The 21,059-nt window shown below is 42.4% G+C and carries 13 protein-coding genes; 10 read left to right on the forward strand and 3 right to left on the reverse strand.

Annotation, left to right across the window (positions count from 1 at the left end; all coding sequences use genetic code 11):
- Window positions 1-4 precede the first annotated feature (4 nt).
- On the reverse strand, window positions 5-1,945 hold the full coding sequence (locus HWQ43_RS22430; RefSeq protein WP_292738195.1) for a heavy metal translocating P-type ATPase: 1,941 nt from the start codon (window positions 1,943-1,945) through the stop codon (window positions 5-7).
- 223 nt (window positions 1,946-2,168) lie between these two features.
- On the opposite strand from HWQ43_RS22430, the gene HWQ43_RS22435 reads away from it, so the two are divergent.
- From HWQ43_RS22435 to HWQ43_RS22475, 9 genes are all read left to right on the forward strand, one after another.
- Entirely contained in the window at window positions 2,169-3,293 is a 1,125-nt protein-coding gene (locus HWQ43_RS22435; RefSeq protein ID WP_292738196.1) for an AAA family ATPase, read from the forward strand.
- Window positions 3,280-3,828 carry a hypothetical protein gene (locus HWQ43_RS22440; RefSeq protein ID WP_292738197.1) on the forward strand — a complete coding sequence of 183 codons (549 nt, stop codon included), beginning with the start codon at window positions 3,280-3,282 and terminating at the stop codon, window positions 3,826-3,828. The genes HWQ43_RS22435 and HWQ43_RS22440 overlap by 14 nt, the downstream gene beginning before the upstream one ends.
- Window positions 3,829-3,831: 3 nt before the next feature.
- Window positions 3,832-4,938 carry a precorrin-8X methylmutase gene (locus HWQ43_RS22445; protein ID WP_292738198.1) on the forward strand — a complete coding sequence of 369 codons (1,107 nt, stop codon included), beginning with the start codon at window positions 3,832-3,834 and terminating at the stop codon, window positions 4,936-4,938.
- Between the two features lie 416 nt (window positions 4,939-5,354).
- Window positions 5,355-9,374 (forward strand): DUF4912 domain-containing protein, encoded by a 4,020-nt coding sequence (locus tag HWQ43_RS22450; protein ID WP_292738199.1) that lies wholly within the window; start codon window positions 5,355-5,357, stop codon window positions 9,372-9,374.
- 191 nt (window positions 9,375-9,565) lie between these two features.
- Complete coding sequence (locus HWQ43_RS22455; protein ID WP_292738200.1) at window positions 9,566-11,542, forward strand: DNA cytosine methyltransferase; 1,977 nt, start codon at window positions 9,566-9,568, stop codon at window positions 11,540-11,542.
- A 7-nt stretch (window positions 11,543-11,549) separates the two neighbouring features.
- Window positions 11,550-12,860, forward strand: coding sequence for a hypothetical protein (locus HWQ43_RS22460; RefSeq protein ID WP_292738201.1), 1,311 nt, complete (start codon window positions 11,550-11,552; stop codon window positions 12,858-12,860).
- Window positions 12,861-13,101: 241 nt separating this feature from the next.
- Window positions 13,102-15,132 (forward strand): FAD-dependent oxidoreductase, encoded by a 2,031-nt coding sequence (locus HWQ43_RS22465; RefSeq protein WP_292738202.1) that lies wholly within the window; start codon window positions 13,102-13,104, stop codon window positions 15,130-15,132.
- Between the two features lie 286 nt (window positions 15,133-15,418).
- Entirely contained in the window at window positions 15,419-15,745 is a 327-nt protein-coding gene (gene clpS, locus HWQ43_RS22470) for an ATP-dependent Clp protease adapter ClpS (RefSeq protein WP_292738203.1), read from the forward strand.
- Between the two features lie 11 nt (window positions 15,746-15,756).
- Window positions 15,757-16,080, forward strand: coding sequence for a DUF2103 domain-containing protein (locus tag HWQ43_RS22475; protein ID WP_094348336.1), 324 nt, complete (start codon window positions 15,757-15,759; stop codon window positions 16,078-16,080).
- Window positions 16,081-16,186: 106 nt separating this feature from the next.
- Here the strand turns inward: HWQ43_RS22475 and HWQ43_RS22480 are convergent, their stop codons facing one another.
- Window positions 16,187-16,507 (reverse strand): hypothetical protein, encoded by a 321-nt coding sequence (locus HWQ43_RS22480; RefSeq protein WP_292738204.1) that lies wholly within the window; start codon window positions 16,505-16,507, stop codon window positions 16,187-16,189.
- Window positions 16,508-16,914: 407 nt separating this feature from the next.
- Complete coding sequence (locus tag HWQ43_RS22485) at window positions 16,915-20,289, reverse strand: caspase family protein (protein ID WP_292738205.1); 3,375 nt, start codon at window positions 20,287-20,289, stop codon at window positions 16,915-16,917.
- 250 nt (window positions 20,290-20,539) lie between these two features.
- On the opposite strand from HWQ43_RS22485, the gene HWQ43_RS22490 reads away from it, so the two are divergent.
- Entirely contained in the window at window positions 20,540-21,031 is a 492-nt protein-coding gene (locus HWQ43_RS22490) for a hypothetical protein (RefSeq protein WP_292738206.1), read from the forward strand.
- Window positions 21,032-21,059 lie beyond the last annotated feature (28 nt).

A 21,059-nucleotide genomic window follows, 5' to 3' on the forward strand; every position in this document is an offset into this window, starting at 1 on the left:
TATCTTATTTCAATAATCTTAGTCCACTGAGGGTAACTAACACTGTGGAACCTTCATGACCAATGACGCCGATGGGTAGGTTAATATTTCCTAGAAAGTTGCCGACTAAAAGCAACATAATGAAACCCAACGCTACAACTATATTTTGTTTTACTATGGCTTGCGATCGCCTTCCCAAATCCATCGCTACAGCAATTTTTTCTAACCTGTCTGCCATCAGTACGATATCTGCGGTTTCTAATGCCACATCGCTACCAGATACTCCCATAGCTATACCCACGGATGCTTGCGCTAAAGCTGGTGCATCATTAATTCCGTCGCCTACCATTGCTACAGTTTGATATTGTTGCTGTAAACCGCGGATAACATTCAGCTTATCTTCTGGTAGAAGTTGGGCATATACCCGATCGATTCCAACTGCTTTGGCGACACTGCGAGCAGTTTCCTGATTATCCCCGGTTAACATGACAATTTGTTCAACTCCCAGTTTCTTTAATCGGCTGATGGTTGCGGCTGCTTCGACTCTCACCTGATCTGCGATCGCAATTACACCCATCACCTCTCCCCTTCTGCTCCCCTGCTCCCCTGCTGCCCCTCCTTCCTGTGCTACCCAAACCACAGTTTTACCTTCTTGTTCCCAAGATTTAACCATTTCTTGCAATTGTTCAGGTAAATTTGTGACATACTGTTGTAAAAAAATGGCATTTCCGACAATTACCTGTTGTTCTTGAGCAATTCCGACAATTCCCTGTCCTGGTATAGCTTGTACTTGGATGGCAGCAACCCAATCTAAATCGCCAGCCGCTTGCACAATTGCCTTACCGATGGGATGTTCGGAAGATGATTCTACACTGGCAGCGGCTTTTAATACATCATTATTAGTGTATTCACTAACTGAAACCACCTGAAATACCTGCACCTGTCCTGTTGTGAGAGTACCAGTTTTATCAAATGCGATCGCTCGGACTTTGCCAATCTTCTGCAACTGCGCCCCATTTTTAAACAAAATCCCCTGTCTTGCACCATTGGCGATTCCTGAAAGCAGGGTGGGCATAATTGCAGCCATCAATGCACAGGGAGAAGCCACTACAAGGAAAGTAAGAGCGCGGTAAATAGTTGTTTCCCAATCCCAACCCCAAAGAAATGGCGGTAAAGTTGCCAGCAATATCCCAGCGACTACAATGACTTTGGCATATCCTTTCTCAAAGCGATCGATAAACTCTTGGGAAGGTGGTGCTTCTGTCTGCGCTTGTTCTACCAAACGAATCACACGCTGAATCAAACTGCTTTGGGCTGGTTTGTGTACTTTAATCTGCAATGCACCATAGCCATTGAGTGTACCGGCAAATACTTCTTCGCCCACAGTTTTCTCTACAGGTAAAGACTCGCCTGTAATTGCAGCTTGATTGAGGGTGCTGTAACCAGATAAAATTATCCCATCAGTAGGAATTAGCTCTCCAGGTTTGACGACAATTTGATCGCCCACTTTTAGCTGACTGATAGGAATTTCCTCTTCCCTTCCTTGAAGTAAAATCCTTGCTGTATCGGGTGTCAAACTCATCAAACTGCGGATGCTCCGCTCAGTTCGCTGCATTGCATAGCCTTCTAATGCGCCACTGATGGCAAAAATTAGAATCAAAATTGCCCCATCAATAATTAAATGATATTCTCTTCGCCATAAGCCGAGGCTAGCAGCACCAATGGCGGCGACAATCATCAGCAAATCTACATCGAGTTCTTTTTCTTTGAAGAGGGTAGTCAATCCTTCTCGCGCACTTTCATAACCGCCAATTATATAAGCAGCGGGTAGTAGCAGGAATGCAAATCCCAAAGCGCCAAGATGCAAGGCGAACCATCCGAGAAATAATAGGAATCCACACAAAAGGGCGGCTACGGTATCTGCGTGTTCTCTGGTGAATTGGCTCAAACGTTGGGGGTAAAGCATGAGAGGTGAATTAACAGGGACACTTTCAAGCTAAACCTTGACGTTAATGTTAATGTCAAGGATTTATAATGATTTTGAAACGCAGAGGGGCGCTGAGGGAAGCGCAAAGGTACGCAGAGTTAAATTTTTATCTGGGTTCTGGGAGTGTTTTTCAAAAGCGGGATGTAGGTAAATGGGACGATTTAACTGTTAGCTTTAAAATTGCACTAGTAGGAAAAAATCTATGCTAAAGCGAATATATATTGATAACTTTCGCGGCTTGGTAAATTTTGAGATGAACTTTGACTCAATTAACCTTTTTCTTGGTGGTAATGGTTCAGGTAAATCAACTGTTTTTGAAGCCTTGCGGAGAATTCAACTTTTTATAAGTGGCGTCGCTAAGGTAGAAGTAATTTTCCCATTTTTTGACTGCACTCGCTGGCAAACTTTACCAATTCAGCGTTTTGAAATAGAAATTGACGGAAATGATGGCAACTATAAATATGAACTTGCTATTGAACACAATCGAGAAAATAGCCAGGTACAATATGAGCGTTTGTGGTATGATAACCAACCTTTATTAAAGTTCGAGATGGGCGAAGTTCAAATTTTTTATGACAATCATTTAATCAGTCCGACGAAATATCCTCCTTTTAATTGGTCTCAGTCCATACTACCTTTATTTCTGGCAAATAATGATATCACAAAGCTGACCTGGTTCAAACAGCGAATGGAGCGATTTATTATTGTACAAATTATTCCTAGTATGATAATTAATGGGAGTGAAAAAGAAGAAGTACAATTGAGTCCTAAATTGGAAAATTTTATTTCTTGGTATCGTTATATTTCCCATGATCAGGGCAAGGTAGCTGAACTAATAAATGTTTTAAAAAATATTTTAGAGGGTTTTATTAGTTTTAAATTTGACCAGTTTGGCGTAGGCTATACAACTTTAAAATTACGATTTGCATCTATTGAAAATCGTGCAAATATTATTGACTATTACTTTAATGAACTCTCTGATGGACAAAAAGTATTAATTGCTCTGTATACATTAATATATTGCACTCAGTCTGAAGATTACACGTTGTGTATTGATGAGCCAGAGAACTTTTTAGCACTTCCAGAAATTCAGCCTTGGCTTGTTCAGCTTTATGATCTTTGCAGTGAGAAAAAAATTCAGGCTTTGCTAATTTCCCATCATCCTGAACTAATTAATTATCTTTTAGCATCACCCATAGGTTATTGGTTTGAGCGTCAGAGCAATGCTCCTGTGCGGGTGAAAAAAATTAGTAATGAAGTTGCTGAAAATACTGGATTACCCATTTCAGAACTGATTGCGCGAGGATGGCTATATGAGCCAGCGTAGAGTACAAATTGTAATTCTGTGTGAGGATAAGCAACAAGAAGTTTTTGCTCGGTATTTTCTGAAAAAGCGAGGTTTTATTTTAGATAGAAATCTCAGAATTGAAATCTGCCCAAAAGGTGCAGGAGAACAGTTCGTCAGAAAGCATTATCCCGCAGAAGTAAAAGCATATCGTAGCAAAAACTATCTTTCAGGAATGCTTATCGTTTTGATTGATGCGGATAAAAAAACGCTAGAGGAAAGGCTGAAGCAATTAGATGATGCACTGATAGAAGATTTACAGCAGATTCGCCAGCCTAAAGAAGCGATCGCAATATTTATCCCCAAAAGAAATATAGAAACTTGGATACATTATTTACAAGGTGAAACTGTTGATGAAGAAACAGAATATTCAAAATTTCTCAACAATGAGTCAGTTTGCAAGCCAGATGTAGAAAACTTGGTAAATCGGTGTTATCAAGGTTTGGATGAAAATGCACCGCCATCTCTTCAGGCGGCTTGTGGAGAATTACAAAGAATTTTGCCGTTATTGGAGTAAATTATGAACGCTGGTTGCTTAACTATTAAAGAACTCACTGATGCAGTTGGCGGCGGTTTGACTCCGCGGATGGTGCGCCATTACCATCAATTGGGACTGTTACCGCAACCAGTGCGATCGCCTAGCAATTATCGTCTCTACACCCAAAAAGATGTTCTCCGGTTACAACGGATTGTCGCGCTTAAGCAACAAGGGTTTCAGCTAAACCATATCCGCAATATTTTGGAAGTGGAACCAGAAGCCGATACAACGGTTAACCTCATGGGACAACTCCAGCAGCAATATCGGGCGGTGATGCAGCAAATCTCCCAACTGCGGCAAACTGCATCAGCATTAGAAGGATTATTGGGGCGCGATCGCCATTGTCAAATTATCCAGGCGGAAGTTTTGGCGCAACTGAAGTTACTCGATGTTGAAACTCAAGCGGGATTGGGAGGATTGGAAAATCTCTGGAGTGGCTTGGATGCCGAAATTCATACCCACTCGGAAGCTTTTACCGAATCGCTACAACGCTTACTACCTGATTTATCTCACCGTTCGGAAATTGAACAGCATTTAATTTCTCAGTTGGTTTTGGCTTGTGGCGATGTCAGTTTAGTATCTTTTATCAAATTGAGTCGAGATGCGATCGCAGCTAGTCGAGAAGCTTTATCTTCAGGCTGTGAAATTGTTGTCGATACCCAAACCGTTGCGGCTGCTTTGGATCAAACCCGATTACTTCACTTGGGATGCCGCACTGAAACCTTAATTGATAATCCCCATATTACCACCGCCACTGAAGCCGAAGTTGCTTTTTGGCAACATCGAGAATGGCGAGAAAAATTGCCGCAAGTAAGTAGGGGTTGTGTGTTGGTAGTTGGTTATGCTCCCTCAGTACTTGTAGAAGTTTGTGAGGCGATTGCCAACCAGAAAATTCAGCCTGCATTAGTAATTGGAATGCCCATTGGCTTTAGTCATGCTCCCGCAGCCAAGCGACAACTGATGCAACAAGGGATACCTTTTATTACAGTTGAAGGGACTTTGGGAGGTGGCGCATTAGCTGCGACTGCCTTAAATGCTTTGGTTGAGTCACTGATAGATAAGCCAGATTGTCATTGTTATCTCAAATAAGTGCTGAACAATAAGTATTTACTTAAGACAGTTTCATGGGATTTTTACTCACCACTCAAAACTCAGCACTCATAACTCAGCACTACTGAAAATAATATTGTTAAATAATATTGAATTTGCTACACTTTACCAATTTTAGTAATTCAATAATTCATAATTGTGGCCATAAACCACCAACTTGGTATAAGTTGCAATATAACTTAGAAAAATTTATAGTACAACAGACTTTGGCAATTAGAGTATAAATTATCATGCTATCCAAGCTACAGCGAAGTATAAATCAGCATAAGTGCTTTGAAGCAATTAGAACTAAAGATAACTCAGATGTATAATTAGCCCGTCTCCTCCATTATCTTTATAAAGATCGCGATTTAGGACTGGCAGGCTTTCTATTTTTTACTTTAATTAAGAGGCTTATGTGGCAACAAGAAAAAAAAGATACTTCGATAGTCAGACTGGTATTATGGGTTGCCTTAGCTACAACCCCGATGGCAGCATCTCTGGTGGTATCAGCACCGATGCTGGCACAATCTACACCTGAAGCTACCTCTTCGCCATTGCCACAAACAGTGCAGAATGAACCGATAGTACGGATTGACGGTTCTAGTAGCTTGAGTGCAATCAATCAAAGCCTGAAAGAAAGTTTTGAAAAACAGTTTGTCGGTAAAAAGGTTGAAGTTGCTGCTAACGGCACTGAGACAGCGCTGAAAGATTTGCTAGATGGCAAAATCGATATAGTGGCAATGGGGCGCGGATTGACGCCAGCCGAAAAAGCTCAAGGACTAGAACAAGTTCGTTTGCAACGTGAGAAGATTGCGATCGTGGTTGGTGCAGACAATCCTTTTAAAGGAAGCTTGACTAGTAGGCAATTCGCCCGGATTTTTCGGGGGCAAATTACAAATTGGTCACAACTGGGAGCGCCTTCAGGGAAGATTCGGTTAATTGATCACCCGAACACGAGTGAAACTCGCAATACTTTTCGTACTTATCCAGCCTTCAAAAATGCTGAATTTGCTACAGGGGCTAATGCTACCCAAGTAAGTGAGGATAATACCGCAGAAATCATCAAACAACTGGGCAAAGACGGCATCAGTTATGTGTTAGCTAATCAGGTGTCGAAGTTGAAAGGTGTGCGAGTTCTGCAATTACATCAAGCCTTGCCAGATGATGCGAGATATCCTTTCTCACAACCTTTAGTTTACGTTTACAAAAAAGATCAGAGTTTAACCACAGTAGATTTTCTTGGCTTTACCCTAGCACCCGCAGGACAGCAGGCGATAGAAAAAGGTAGAACTGCCGAAGCTGAGGCGATCGCAGCCAGCCTATTACAACCTGCTGTTGCGACTTCCTCCGGTGTGGAAACTACACCAGCGCCTACGCCTTCCCCTAGTGCTACTAGTTCTGCATTTGGCGAACAGCCCTTTGTGGCTGCTCCTGCTGCACAAAGCGCTCCAATTGTAAATAAAGAAACACCATTGTGGTTGCTGCTACCTGTCTTTTTTATGGCTGTAGGTGGCTCTATACTATGGTGGATTGTGAAAAAACGCCCATTGCCCACCGAGGAAACAGACAATTTACCAGAATCAAATCCTCATCCACCCAATGGAGCAACGGCGGCGCTCGATGCCAGCACAACTTCCTCCCTGAATGGAGCGACGTTAGAAGAACAGGCAGTACCGCATTTCCAAGAGCAAGAAACCCCCGATCGCACTCCTTTCAACATCTACGCTCAAACACAATCCGATCTGAACGAAAATGCTACTCAGGGGACAGCAAATTTAGTACAAGAGACAAGTAATGGTACTTCTAACCTCTATGAAGGCGCGACATCAGGCGTAGCTAATGGCTCGGAAAATAACAACTTCGGAGCCGCAGCTTTAGGTGGTGCGGCTATAGCAACAGGCATCGGGACGGCTACCTGGTCTACCTTTAGCAATAAAGAAACAGAACCAAACGCAACTGATGAGACAGTTGGGCTAAATAATTATATGGAGACAAACACTCCTGATTCTGATGAAGTGGCGTGGGATATAGAAGCCCCGGCGGCTGTAGTAAATACTTCATATCCTTACCCAGGTAATATTCCAGAAGAAGTGTCTGATGTAGAACTGCCTTCATCTGAGGCAACAGCCCCACTCCCAGAATTACCAAATGTGCCACAAGTCACATCTGATTTTGGATATTGGGACACAGCAATTAGTGAAGATGAGGCAGATGAGGAACTTCAGGCAGAATTGAACTGGCTGGAGAGTATCACCTCAACTGAAGATACAGCCTCAGTAGATGAATTGCCCTTAGCGGAATCTGACGGAGTGACAGCCGAAGAGGAAGCATCAGCGACAGATACATCCTCACTGCTCGATTTACCGGAATTCCCAGAAGATTTATGGAGTAAAGATGCATTGAATGTGGTGGCGGACGCAGCCGAACCCACTTTAACTTTGCCAGAGGAAGAACTTCCCGCCGAGCCGACTGTTGGGGAAGGTGTTGCTGAAGCTAACTCTACAGATTTGGCCGCAGCCGCAGCTTTAGCAACAGGCGCGGGAGTTGGCGCTTGGGCTAGCACTTTCGGATCGGATACTCCAAATGAGACGATGGCAGCCGAAACAGCTAGTGGTTTAATAGATACTCAAGAAGAAAGCAGTATTGTCCTCACACCACATACTTATACATCGGCTCATGTCTCTTGGGATATTTCCCCAGCCAAGAAAGCAGAACTGTGGCAACAAGGCGGTACTCAATTGGTAGTGCGGCTATATGATGTGACTGGCATTGATTTGAGTTATCAAACTCCGCAGCTGGTCAAGCAGTACGAATGTGCAGAGACAGCACACGATCGCTTTGTCGAAATTCCCCTCATCGATCGCGACTACATCGCTGAAATTGGCTATATCGCTTATGGCGAACACTGGTTATTCATTGCCCGTTCTGCAATTATTCGTGTCTTCAGTCCTGTGAATCCAGATCCCATAGTTGATGATGTGGCGATTGCAGCCGAAACAGCTATTGGTTTGGTAGATACTCAAGAAGAAAGCAGTATTGTCCTTACACCAGATACTGATACATCGGCTCATGTCTCTTGGGATATTTCCGAAGCCAAGAAAGCAGCACTGCGGCAACAAGGTGGCTCTCAATTGATGGTGCGGCTGTATGATGTGACTGGCATTAACTTGAGCGAGCAAACTCCGCAGCTTGTAAAGCTGTATGAATCTGAGGAAACAGAAAACGAAGGATTGGTGGACATTCCCCAGGGCGATCGCGACTACATGGCTGAAATTGGCTATCTCGCTGATGGCGATGCCTACGGCGGTAAACAACGCTGGTTATCCATTGCCCGTTCTGCAATCGTTCATGTCTCCAGTCCTGTGAATCCAGATCCCGTAGTTGATGACGTGGTAATCGCGGATAAAACAGCTGTTGATTTGGTAGATGTCCAAGATGAGAGCAGTATTGTCCTCACACCCCGCACTTTCCAATGGGCTGAAGTCTCTTGGGAGATTTCCGAAGCTAAGAAAACAGCACTGCAACAACAGGGCGGCTCTCAATTGGTAGTGCGGCTGTATGATGTGACTGGAATAGATTTGAGTTATCAAAATCCTCAGTTTGTCCAGCAGTATGAATGTGAAGAGACAGCACACGATCGCTTTGTGGAAATTCCCATCAGCGATCGCGACTACATAGCTGAAATTGGCTATGTCGCTGATGGCGATGCCTACGGCGGTAAACTACACTGGTTATTCATTGCCCGTTCTGCGATCGTTCGTGTCTTTAGTCCAGTGCCTACAGATTCGACGACAAAAGATCCCGTCGTTGAAAATGTAGCATCAGTAAGCGAAACCGCTATTGGCTTGGCAGATGTAGAAGAAGAAACTGCCCCAGAAGAGAGCAGTATTGTCCTCACACCCCGCACTCCCAAATGGGCTTATGTCTCTTGGTACATTTCCAAAGCTCAATCTGAAGCACTGCATCAACAGGGCGGTTCCCAATTAGTAGTGCGGCTTTATGATGTTACCGGCATTGACTTGAGTTATCAAAGTCCCCAACTTATCCAGCAGTATGAATCTGAAGAAGTAGCACGCGATCGCTTTGTGGCAATTCCCGTAAGCGATCGCGATTACATGGTTGAAATTGGCTATATTGCTGATGGCGATCGTTGGTTACTTGTAGCCCGTTCTGCTAATGTTCGGGTATTCAGTCGTCCCTACGGAGATTTCTGGTTTGTGGCTGATGCTGAGTTAATTATTCACGGAGCAACTCAACCAAATACAAACGTAAACATTGGTGGACATGCTATCAAAATTAAACCCGATGGTACTTTCCACCTACGTCTTCCCTTTTCAGATGGTTTAATGGACTATCTCATCACGGTAGCTGCTGATGGGGAATCCCCAAGAACTATTCATAAGAAGTTCTCTCAGGAAACTTCCGAAAGCTAATATTACGCTGAGTTATCCCCTCTAACCCGATTCTCTCTTTTTAGGGAGTGTAGGAAGGGGGGATTTTATTATATATAGATAGCGGTTTTCAGAGGGATAGAATACACTACTCTAATCCTTAATCCCCTAGTCCATTTCCTTTACCAAAGTGTATTTTACACAACCGACAAGCGTTATATTTAGGTCACATAATGCGACAGTTGTCTCTTTCTTTCGATTTGTCTAGCTCCGAGCCAATTAATACAACTTGGTTTCAAGATATTTTAGCCATTCTTAGAGTCAGCCAAGAACCAGCATGGACTGACAATTTTGGTAAATCTCTCCGCCAATGGCTGATGCAACAGGGGCTTACTCCCATTAAAACACTCAGCTTATTTTCTGGTGGTGGTGGATTAGACATTGCATTTCATGATGCTGGCTTTGAAATCATTCAAATGGTAGAGCTTGAAGCTAAATATGTTCAGACTTTACAAAGGAATTCTTTACCAGAGAAATGGCTAGAAGGGTCTGAAGCTGTCTGCATTGATATTAAAGATTATTTACCTGAATCTCATTTGACAATAGACTTTATTATTGGCGGCCCCCCTTGTCAAACTTTTTCTGCTGCCGGACGTAGAGCTGCTGGAGTCTCTGGAACAACTGATGCTAGAGGTACACTATTTCAAGAATATGTTCGTATTCTCAATATACTTAAGCCGAAAGGATTCTTATTTGAAAATGTATATGGAATAACTGGTGCCAATGGAGGAAAAGCTTGGCAAGAAATTCAAAAAGCTTTTAGAGAAGTTGGCTATAATATTTATTTTCGGATTCTTGATGCCGCTGATTATGGAGTACCGCAACATCGAGAACGTTTATTTATTGTTGGATTAAAAGAAGGCGAATATTTATTTCCCTATCCTACTCATGGCCCAGATTCTCTGAATCAAAATTCTTATTATTCAGCAAGAGAAGCTGTAGAAGGCGCTGATATTTCAGAAATGGAAACAGGTATAGGCGGACGTTTTGGACATCTACTCGAACATATTCCACCTGGACTCAACTATAGTTTTTATACAAAAGAGATGGGTTATCCTAACCCAATATTTAGCTGGAGATCAAAGTTCTCAGATTTTCTGTACAAAGCAGATCCAAAAAATCCAGTACGAACAATTAAAGCAAAAGGAGGACAATACACGGGGCCTTTCAGTTGGGAAAATCGTAAGTTTTCTATTGCAGAGCTAAAGAGATTACAGACTATTCCTGATGAATATGAACTTATTGGAAATAGGCAAGTTTCTATTGAACAAATTGGAAATTCAGTGCCTCCTCAACTTGGCCGGATATTGGCTCTTAGTATTCTAGAACAAGTAATTAAATTTAAATTACCTTTACCTATAACTTACTTACCTGAAAATAAAAAACTAGGCTTTCGCCAGCGTAAAAGAAAGTTAACCGAAATTTATTCTCAAAAGGCTAAATCTGCAATTATAGATTTGCATAAAACAGGAAAAATTTTATCTATCCCTCGTTTTAAATATGAAGACAAAGGACAAATGATCAGATTTTTATCTGCTGATTTTTCTTGGACAACAGAAGAAACTTATGAAGGTGTAAAAATTTATATATCCTACGATTTGAATGATTCATGCTGGCTGTTCACAGCAGGTATTAATGATAAATGCGAAGAAGAAGATCAATTCGTGATAGATATTAATCCGTCTTGCGGTCATGATGAATGGGTTCTGGGAACGTGTTCAGTTAAACTTTGTGCTAAAACTCTTGATACACAGTTATATACATCTCTTTGGAAAGCTTTTGAAGAAAAGTTAACTGAAGCTACAGGAAAAGCGGATTTAGTTCAGTTATCTGGATATTATCAATATAATGCCCGAATTAGTGGAATAATAACTTTTCATCCTCAGTTGAAAGTTAAACCACTTTGGCGTGTAATCCAATGTGTGACGAGGTGTATTGGTACTGCTACTCAACTTTCAGCTACAGAGCTTGCAGACCGATGGGGTGTAAAAGCAGAGGATGTCTTCTCCTATCTTCAGTCTATGCGATCTATGGGCTACGAAGTTAGAAATCACAACACAAATCCACAAATTCCTAAAAATGAGTATTTGATTCCTTACGCCTTTCCTACATTAAACCCTAAAAGCGTGCAACTTCGCAAAAGTCTATAAACAGATCATGAATGAGATACACCTGAGAGTCTATACAAACAGAAGTGAGTTGGTTTTACCTGATGGAACAATCCAATACTTTCAAGAAGGAGGAATGAGTCAAGCTGCAAAGATACGGTACAAGAAAATAGCAGTAGAACTATCTACAGGTTACTTGGAAAGACAAATTTTATTTTGTAGAGATTATTCATCGAATCTTGATTTCTTGACCTTGAACCAACCACATAAACATCTTTTAGATAGACTTGTACAGTCAGTGACTAGCGAAGTTGGTAGAGCATTAGTGGGTTTATCAATTCTACAGTTGTGCGTTAAGGCAATTGAGCCAGAGCAGAGTATTAGGCTACACAAAGGGAGTACGGCTATAAGAGACTTTTCTTGGTGTGATGGTATCTCTATGCGTTCTCTTGATAAGCAATACATTACACCTGTGTTACGAAAATATGAACTTCTAAGATTGAATGCGGATGGTTTCATGATGACACGCAGTTTAGCAGAAAATTACCCGTATTCATTTGTATATAAAGCCAACATGAGAGGCGCACGTTCTGAGTGGGTAAGTCTTGTTGAGGTAATTGAGAAAGACGAAGTAGTTTCTGAAGTCGCACTGCGCTATCTTCTTTCGCAACTACTCAATCAAGCAGATAACTTTAGAAGATTAGCTTTACAAACTATTGAGAATCTGACCTTATTTCTCGGAGCAACAGTTGTTGATAAAGGCATTTCATTAAGTGTCATACTGCGTCACATTAATCAATCTGATTATGCAGCTCGTTTAATGGAGATAGCCATGCATAGCTTAATGCAGGCTATGCAAGAACACCAAATTTTTCACGGCAGTTTGCTAAAACCACTTTCACAAATGCGTTCAGCCAATAAAAAGCATGGCAATGTTGGTGATATTGAACTTTTAGAGGATAGGCAAATTGTGGAAGCTTGGGATGCCAAGTATGGTAAGTCATACTTGCGAGATGAAATTGAGGAATTATCAGAAAAACTCGAAGTACATCCCAGCGTTAGAAAAGCTGGTTTCGTTACAAGTCTTGAAACTGAACGAATTGATGAACTGATACCTAGATGTAATGAAATTGAAGAAATATTTGGGATATCCCTTGAAATAGTTACTTTTAAAGAATGGGTAGAGCTACAGTTTGCTCGGACATTGGCGGATGAGGCTGCAACCGAGCAAGAACTTGCTTCTACTTGGCTCATAGCTTATACAGAATCTTTAGCACAGCGACGTAGGGACATTGCTCCAATTGATGAGCCATGTTATCAATGGCTGCTTAAACTAAACGAGACTCTGAGAATTGAATAGCTGAATGCTGCTCATATTCAAGATTTGGCTCAAATGAGGAATTCAACAAGTTACTCACACTTAATTATCTTAAGACTTTCACCTAATCGAGTATGCGATTCCCATCAAAAGCTTCAATCTAGGCTATACGCTATGGCCCGTAGGTTTCCCCTCTGTCTCCTGAAAAATTACTTGAGTTAGACATTTCCTAAATGCTAACGTCTACAAGGTGACACAGGATTTGGAGCGGTTTTTTTTTACTATGAAGCATAGACACAAAGTAGCTTTTAGCTTAACATCGTTAATCGGTCTTAATTTAATCTCTAGCTTAGTCGCATTTGATCGGGCGAACGCTGCACCACCGAGAACCCCAGACAAAAGTGTAAATTGCGAGATTTTAGTTGTGGGTGGTGGACTTTCTGGAGTAGCCACAGCTTACGAGGGCTTGCTAGCAGGGCGAACAGTTTGTCTCACAGAAATTACTGACTGGCTGGGAGGACAAATTTCTGCTCAAGGGACATCTGCATTAGATGAACGCCCAACTCAACGAGCTTTGAAATTCTATTCTCGCGGCTACCTAGAATTGCGAAACCGCATTGGGCGGAAATATGGTAAGCTTAACCCCGGTGAATGCTGGGTAAGTGAATCGTGTTTTCTTCCCCACGATGCTCACACAATTTTGACCCAGATGCTTAAAGATGCCGAAAAGCAGGGCAAAGGGAAGTTGCAATGGTTTCCCAACACGGTAATTAAGGATTTGGAAATCGCTGCTGATGGCAAAATAATTAATAGTGCCATCGCAATTCAACATCAACCACCAAAAGGCGCACCACCTCTTAATACTTTTACGTTATCTCAAAGTATTGAAGATGCTTATCGCTACGAAAACTCATCTCGGTTTACTAAAACTATTGTTCGTTTTATCCCCAAGGTAGTGAAAGAGGATGCTCCTAAATGGTATGTCGTAGACGCTAGCGAAACTGGAGAAATTATCGCCCTTGCTGATGTCCCTTACCGATTAGGCATTGATGCCCGTTCTTACCTAGAACCTTCTGCTTCTAGCGCTAATAATGACCCCTATTGCCCCCAAGGCTTTACCTACACCTTTGCAATGGAGGCCACTAAGGAACCGCAACCGCAGACAATGCCTGCATTTTATCCACAATACGCGCCATATTTCAGCTATGAATTGAAGCGACTAGCTAACTTTGATTTAGTTTTTAGCTATCGTCGCATTTGGAGTCCAAACAAAGGGAAACCAGCAAAATTTGGCGGTGTAAGTTTTACTGCGGCTGCACCAGGCGATATCTCCATGCAAAACTGGACTTGGGGTAACGACTACCGCCCCGGAACAGCCCAGGATAACCTAATTTACACTCGTCAACAGTTACAAGGTACTGGACAGTTAGAACCAGGGGGTTGGATGGGAGGACTGCGGACAGAAGCCCTCCGCAAGGCTGAGGAAAATGCCTTATCTTTCTATTACTGGCTGGTAGCTGGGACTACGGATTCTCAACTAGGGGATGGTGTCAAGCAGCAGCAAACTAATAACCGCTTTGTTTCTGGTTTAAATTCACCAATGGGGACAATGCATGGTTTATCAAAATATCCCTATATGCGAGAAGGGCGGCGGATTATTGGCCGCCCCAGTTGGGGACAAACCGGAGGTTTTGGTATTTGGGAAATTGATATTTCCCGCCGAGATTATAATGACGAGTATTACTCCAAGACTCTGCCAGCAGATATGTATCGTCGGCTACGAGCAGCAGTTGCAGGTTTAGAAGCAATATCAGTAATTGACGGTAAAGTTCCACCAGACAAAGCAATGCGACGGACTCGTTCTACCGTTTTCCCCGATGCAGTGGGTATTGGTCACTACGCCATAGATTTCCATCCTTGCATGGTCAATAGTCCCCCAGAAGCCCCTGGTAACACAGAACGTCCAGGCGAAAGACGCGGTGCGGGTCAAGCTTATCCCTTCCAAATTGCTTTGAGAGCAATGATTCCTCAGAAAATTGATAATTTGCTCGTAGGTGGCAAAAGTATTGCGACTAGTCATATTGCCGCTGCTGCCTATCGGGTACACTCCTTTGAATGGTCAGCTGGCGCAGCTGCGGGCACTGTTGCTAATTTTGCACTCAAAAATGCGATCGCACCTTACCAACTAGTTGATGATTTACCTAAACAAGAGCCACAACTAGAAGCACTCAAACGGCTTTTGCAACAAAATGGCAACCCTACCGCCTTCCCAGATACATCTATTTTTAACGAAAACTGGGATAATTGGAAATAATTTGTCATTTGTCATTTGTCATTGGTCATTTGTTACTTGCCCTGAGCGCAGTCGTTTGCGTAGCGTCCCGTAGGGAAGGAAGTCATTGGCGCAGCCTCTCCAAGAGTTGTATTGGTCATTGGTTAAGAACAAATGACAAAGGACAAATGACAAAGGACAAATGACAAAGGACAAAGGACAAAGGACAAATGACAAAGGACAAATGACAAAGGACAAATGACAACTAAACTAAGTTACTTATAGTGTAGTAGTGTAGTTTTGTAAAATTATCTTGACCAATTGGTTTATGGTTATGACACTTTCAGCAGATGTTTACGGGATGTCCACAGCACCAACTATAGCTCCTGAACGGTCTAATCAAGTTATCCGTAAGACTTATCCGAATTACAAAGTGATTGTATTAAACGATGACTTTAATACATTCCAACACGTGTGTGAATGTTTAATGAAATATATTCCGGGAATGAGCGGCGATCGCGCGTGGGATTTGACTAATCAGGTACACTATGAAGGTCAAGCGATCGTCTGGGTCGGGCCCCAAGAACCTGCGGAACTCTATCACCAGCAGCTGCGCCGAGCAGGTTTGACAATGGCACCACTAGAAGCAGCTTAACCTTAATTATTATGGGCAAACCCTCCGTAGATCCCCTCCGCACGGCTTCACAAAAAGCTGCCAGACTGGTTTGGAATCACTCAACACACCTTTCTGGTCTTATCCCCATTTTAGAACGTCTTTGTCAGCAGGATGGTATCCAAACTGTGACGCCGGGAGTGATTGGGCGATCGAAGGGTCATTGTCCAAAAATGCAACTACGCGTCTCAGTACCCATTCGGGGCGGCTATAAAGTCATTGCACGGCAGGGAAAAACGGTACAAGAGGTCTTTATTTTAACGACTTTACCCCAGGATCAACTAGAAGCTGCATTAGCGATCGCCATGAGATGCTGAGTGTTGATTGCTGAGTGCTGAGTTGGGAATCTCACTTTTTTACCCAATGCCCAATGCCCCATGCCCAATGCCCCATGCCCAATGCCCCATGCCCAATCCCCAATAACTATTCCTCAACCCGATGTACTGCAAATTTGTGTAGCGGTAGACTAACGATACAAGAAAAAGTTAAGAAATATGACAGAGCTGTAGTTATTTTCAAAGTCATGACTACAGATTCCCAGCCGGGTAAAACTATTTTTTCGATGCCAAAAGCTACACAGTAAACTAGCCAGTAACTAAAGCTCATTCTAAATAGAATTTTCTCTGTTTCTTCCATCTCATTTGTTTGCTGCTTACCATTCCACAGTAACAACAGCCCAATAATGCAAGCGACAAAGGAAACAGCAACTACAGATTCGTGACAAAATATATTTAACGAATGCATTTGTGTTTATTCCTACATTTTTTCAGTTGAAACTCAGTCTAAAGGAATATTCCTTGCAGAGATACAAATTATTTACAAACCTCAATAGATTCAATAGTGCTGAGTGAACAATCTCACTTGCAACTCAGCACTTGTAACTCCATTAATCTTCAAGGCTAGTTGCCAAAATTGAAGCGTTTGCAACAATTGCTTGATCATGTATAAGAAAGGCTTAAGTATTTCCAAGAAATGTATAAGCAGTTCCTGCAAATGTTTAATACTTTGCAACAATTGCTTCTTCATGTATAAGAAAGGTTTAAATGATTGCAGCAATTGTTGTAATTCACTTATGAGTTCATCTTACTTAAAATATTTTAATTTTTTAAGTAAAATTACACATTAGCAGTAATTGATTTCTGGCTGCAAAGCTAATTGCTTTTGGTATTAATGCCATCCCAATGTGAGCGATCGCGATCGCTCACATTGGGATTTGATTGTAAATAAACACGTAGCCTAGCGCAACTGTAAACGATTAAATCATCTAGGTTATTTAGGTATGCCCAGAGTTTGACGCTGTTGTCAGAACTTGCAGAAGCAATGGTCTGGCCATCGGGGCTAAATGCTACACCCCAGACCCAATTGCTATGCCCGTTGAGGGTGGTGATTTCTTTACCTGTAGCCGCATCCCAGAGTTTGACGCTCACGTCTAAACTAGCAGAAGCGATGGTCTTGCCATCGGGGCTAAATGCTACGCCCCTAACTTCAGAGCTATGCCCGTTGAGGGTGGAGATGAGTTTACCTGTAGCCACATCCCAGAGTTTGACGGTGTTGTCAGAACTTGCAGAAGCGATCGTCTTGCCATCGGGGCTAAATGCTACGCTATTGACCTCATCGCTATGCCCCTTGAAGGTGGTGATTTCCTTACCTGTAGCTGCATTCCAGAGTTTGACGCTCGTGTCATAACTACCAGAAGCGATGGTCTTGCCATCGGGGCTAAATGCTACGCCCCCAACCCCATCGCTATGCCCCTTGAGGGTGGAGATGGGTTTACCTTTAGCTGCATCCCAGAGTTTGACGGTGTTGTCAGAACTTGCAGAAGCGATCGTCTTGCCATCGGGGCTAAATGCTACGCTATTGACCTCATCGCTATGCCCCTTGAAGGTGGTGATTTCCTTACCTGTAGCTGCATTCCAGAGTTTGACGCTCGTGTCATAACTACCAGAAGCGATGGTCTTGCCATCGGGGCTAAATGCTACGCCCCAGACCTCATCGCGGTGCCCTTCCAAGCGGTTTCGTTCTTGCAGATTGTAACTTGCTCGCTTGAGTGACACTACAGCTTGCTGGTTAGCTGTTTGTTCTAGATTGGCATCCTTAAGTGGTCTACCTGAAAGTTGTCTACCTGACTGTATAGCTGCAACCGCAGCCTCAAGTTGCTTGTTAGAAACTAGGGAAGTTTCAGAAGTTTGTGCCAGAGCAATGGCACTTTGTTCTGCTGCTTCCTTGGCTTTATTCTGGGCGTTCCACCATTGATAACCTGCAAAGATAGCTACTCCAGCTAACCCCATACTAAACAATGTAACAACTCGGTTTTGCCGCCGTGCTGCTGCTAACTTTTCTTGTTGGCGTTCCTTTTCTTCTCGAACCAGGCAATTTTGCAGTTCTTGGCTCTCCCGAATGTACTCCTCGGCTACGCCATTCAGCATTTGCCAATCACCAAATCTAGCTAAATATGCTTCTGCTACTGCTAACCTGTCATCTTGTCTGAGAAACCCTGGTTTTTTCTCATTCCTCTCCCATTCTTGGGCTTCCGCTTCAATCTGTCGCTCAATGGCTATTCCCAACTTATATTCCTCTTTCCACTCCCGCAACATTTGCCAGTGACGGATTAAGGCTTCGTGGACAACATCTAAAATTACATCCTGGGAATCCGGCTCATCTCTCTTCGTAATTAATCGTGCATCTTTATCCGCTAACTTCTCACTCACCTGTTGCAAAAGTTCCAAAGAATGATGAGAATTAACCAACTCGCCCAAACGCACGCGCCGCCGTACATCTGTGGTTTCTCCCATTTGCGTCAATTCCAGAAAAATCCGCCGCGCCACAGTTTTTTCTGTTGCTGAAAGACTTTCATAAACTGCATCAGCGCGTTTTTGTAGCGTTCCTTCCACCCCGCCTAAATCCTGATAAGTTTTCAGGCTGAGAACCTCATCGCCTTGATTTCTCGACTCACGCCACAATTCTGTCAACGTATATTGCAGCAAGGGCAAACTTCCGGGGTAATCTTCAACATCATTAATTAGTTGCTGTTTTAACCTTCCCTCTATGCCTAATCCTACCCAATCAGCCGGTTTAGTAATCGCTTCTTGAATTTCCTCACGGCTTAAGTGTTCGATGTTGATGTAAGGTTTATTGATTCTGCTGGCAAATTCGGGATATTCTCGCCATCTCCCCCGAAAATCCGATCGCATCCCAATGAAAATATAGAGGTTATCTGTACAGTCAATTAATTCCCGCAAACAGTCAAAGAATTCTTGGCGCTGGCTGTCATCGCACATAGTAAAGCATTCTTCAAACTGGTCGATAATCAAGATGACTGGTGTGTTTAATGCTTTTAACTCCTCGCCGATGATATGGGTAAAATTACCCCTCCCCAACCCTCCCCTTGCAAAGGGGAGGGAGTTAGATTTTCCAGTCTCCCACCTTTGCAAGGGGGGATTAAGGGGGGTAATTTGACTTGTCTGTACACCGTAGCTTGGCAAGGAAACTGCAAAAGCCTCCTGTAAACTGTTAACAGGAGATTCTTTAGGCGTAAACGGTGTAATATAAGTCCAGCGATCGCTCCCTGGAATTTCTTGTCCTAACTTAAGTTGGTAGAATAACCCAGCCCGTAACAAAGATGATTTCCCACTACCGGAACCGCCCAATACAGCAATGAGACGATGCTTATCTCTTACCTGTTGAATCAACTGCCCAGTTAACGCACTCCGCCCATAAAAAACCTCAGCATCTTCCTTTGTCTCGCTAAAATACGACAGAGAACGATAAGGACACTTATCCTGAAAGCTTTTTTGCGAAAACTTAGTTGTCAGCAAAATTGCTCGTGGGGAATTGGCAATTAACGGACGCTGGACTGTATTCGGCATTCGGCTGATAATGAAATCTGCCAATTTGTGGCTATTAATGATCCCATCTGCGTCATTTTCCGGGTTCAATCCTGCAAGTAAAGCCTGTGTCAACAACCCCTGCGCGTGGGGAATTTCCACTCCAGTTTCGTAAGAACGGGTTGCAGTAATTAAACAGTAGTCTTTATCTGCGGGAATAAATTTTAACAATTCACCGCTATAGCAGCAATCTAGCCAAACAACAACTCGTTTAGCCTGACTTCTTTGCAACTGCTCACCCAACCAACTTAAAGGTATACCATAGATTTCTGCTTCAGGTAAAACATCACTGGTAGCTAGAAATACTTCTTCTTTGCCCGCTACAGTTTTGCACCACCCATGTCCTGAAAAAAAGAATAACGCTGTTTCTGGCGTGGGGTTAGGATCGGGAGGATTGAAAAGATTAGCGATCGCTTCTCTCAATTCTTGCACCTTTACCGCTCCTTGGCGGTCAATTTTACTTTCTCCCTTCGGGTTTAAAGTTCTAGGTAAACACTGAGCGCGAAAAGGTCTATAACCGTATAGTTCTAATAGTTGGGCAATTTTCTCTGCATCCTCTGCTGCTGCTGTTAGCGGCTTTAGAGTGGTGAACTCTGGGTAATAATTAATTCCAATAACAATAGCCGCCCATTCCGATGCCATTTTTATTACCTGACTGACTCTGATAACTTTTTGGTTAAACTGTAGGCAAAATCTGTCCACAGCATTCGTTTATGTTGTATGAAAAATTACTAAAATCCAGTGTAATAAACTAGATTAATTTACCCAAACCAAAGGTATAATAAAGAACATTAATTTTAATAAATTATTCTTTTTAGACATAGAAAATCAAAACTGAACATCAAATATATGCTGTAATTATCTCACTGAAATTACGTTTATACTATTCGTAGTGAGTTTGGTACAAAAACCTATGAATACAAAGGCTGACAATACTATCATTGCTTTTCTCTTGGCGTTTCAAGACTTAAAAACCGCCCTTGGAGAACAAGAAAAACAGAATTTAAAAGAAGTTGCCAAGCAATTAGACACCCAACCCAAAGCTTGGGAAGATTATATTAAAGGACTTTTATTAGAAATAATTACCCCTAATCCTGAGTTAAATCAGTCTTATCAATTGTATAAATCTCAATTAGATAATCTAGAAGAAATTCCTGATGATTTACTTCCGACTGAAGCAGAAATTAGTAGGCTCAATACTTTTGAAAAGTTCACAATAACTAGAGGCTTTAAACCCAAATATGAAGCTACAGGTTACGAAAGCCAAATCAATAATGTTGTAGTCATTGTTGGTAGTTCTTCTCAACCAGAAGAAACAGTGAAACAAGTCAAATTTTTAGAAAAATGGAAACAATTTTTATCTCAATCCAATCAATCAAATTAGTTTTGCCATTGTGATGAGCGATTTAATC

It is taken from the genome of Nostoc sp. JL31, from assembly GCF_017114965.1.
GTDB classification, from domain to species: Bacteria; Cyanobacteriota; Cyanobacteriia; order Cyanobacteriales; family Nostocaceae; genus Nostoc; species Nostoc punctiforme_A.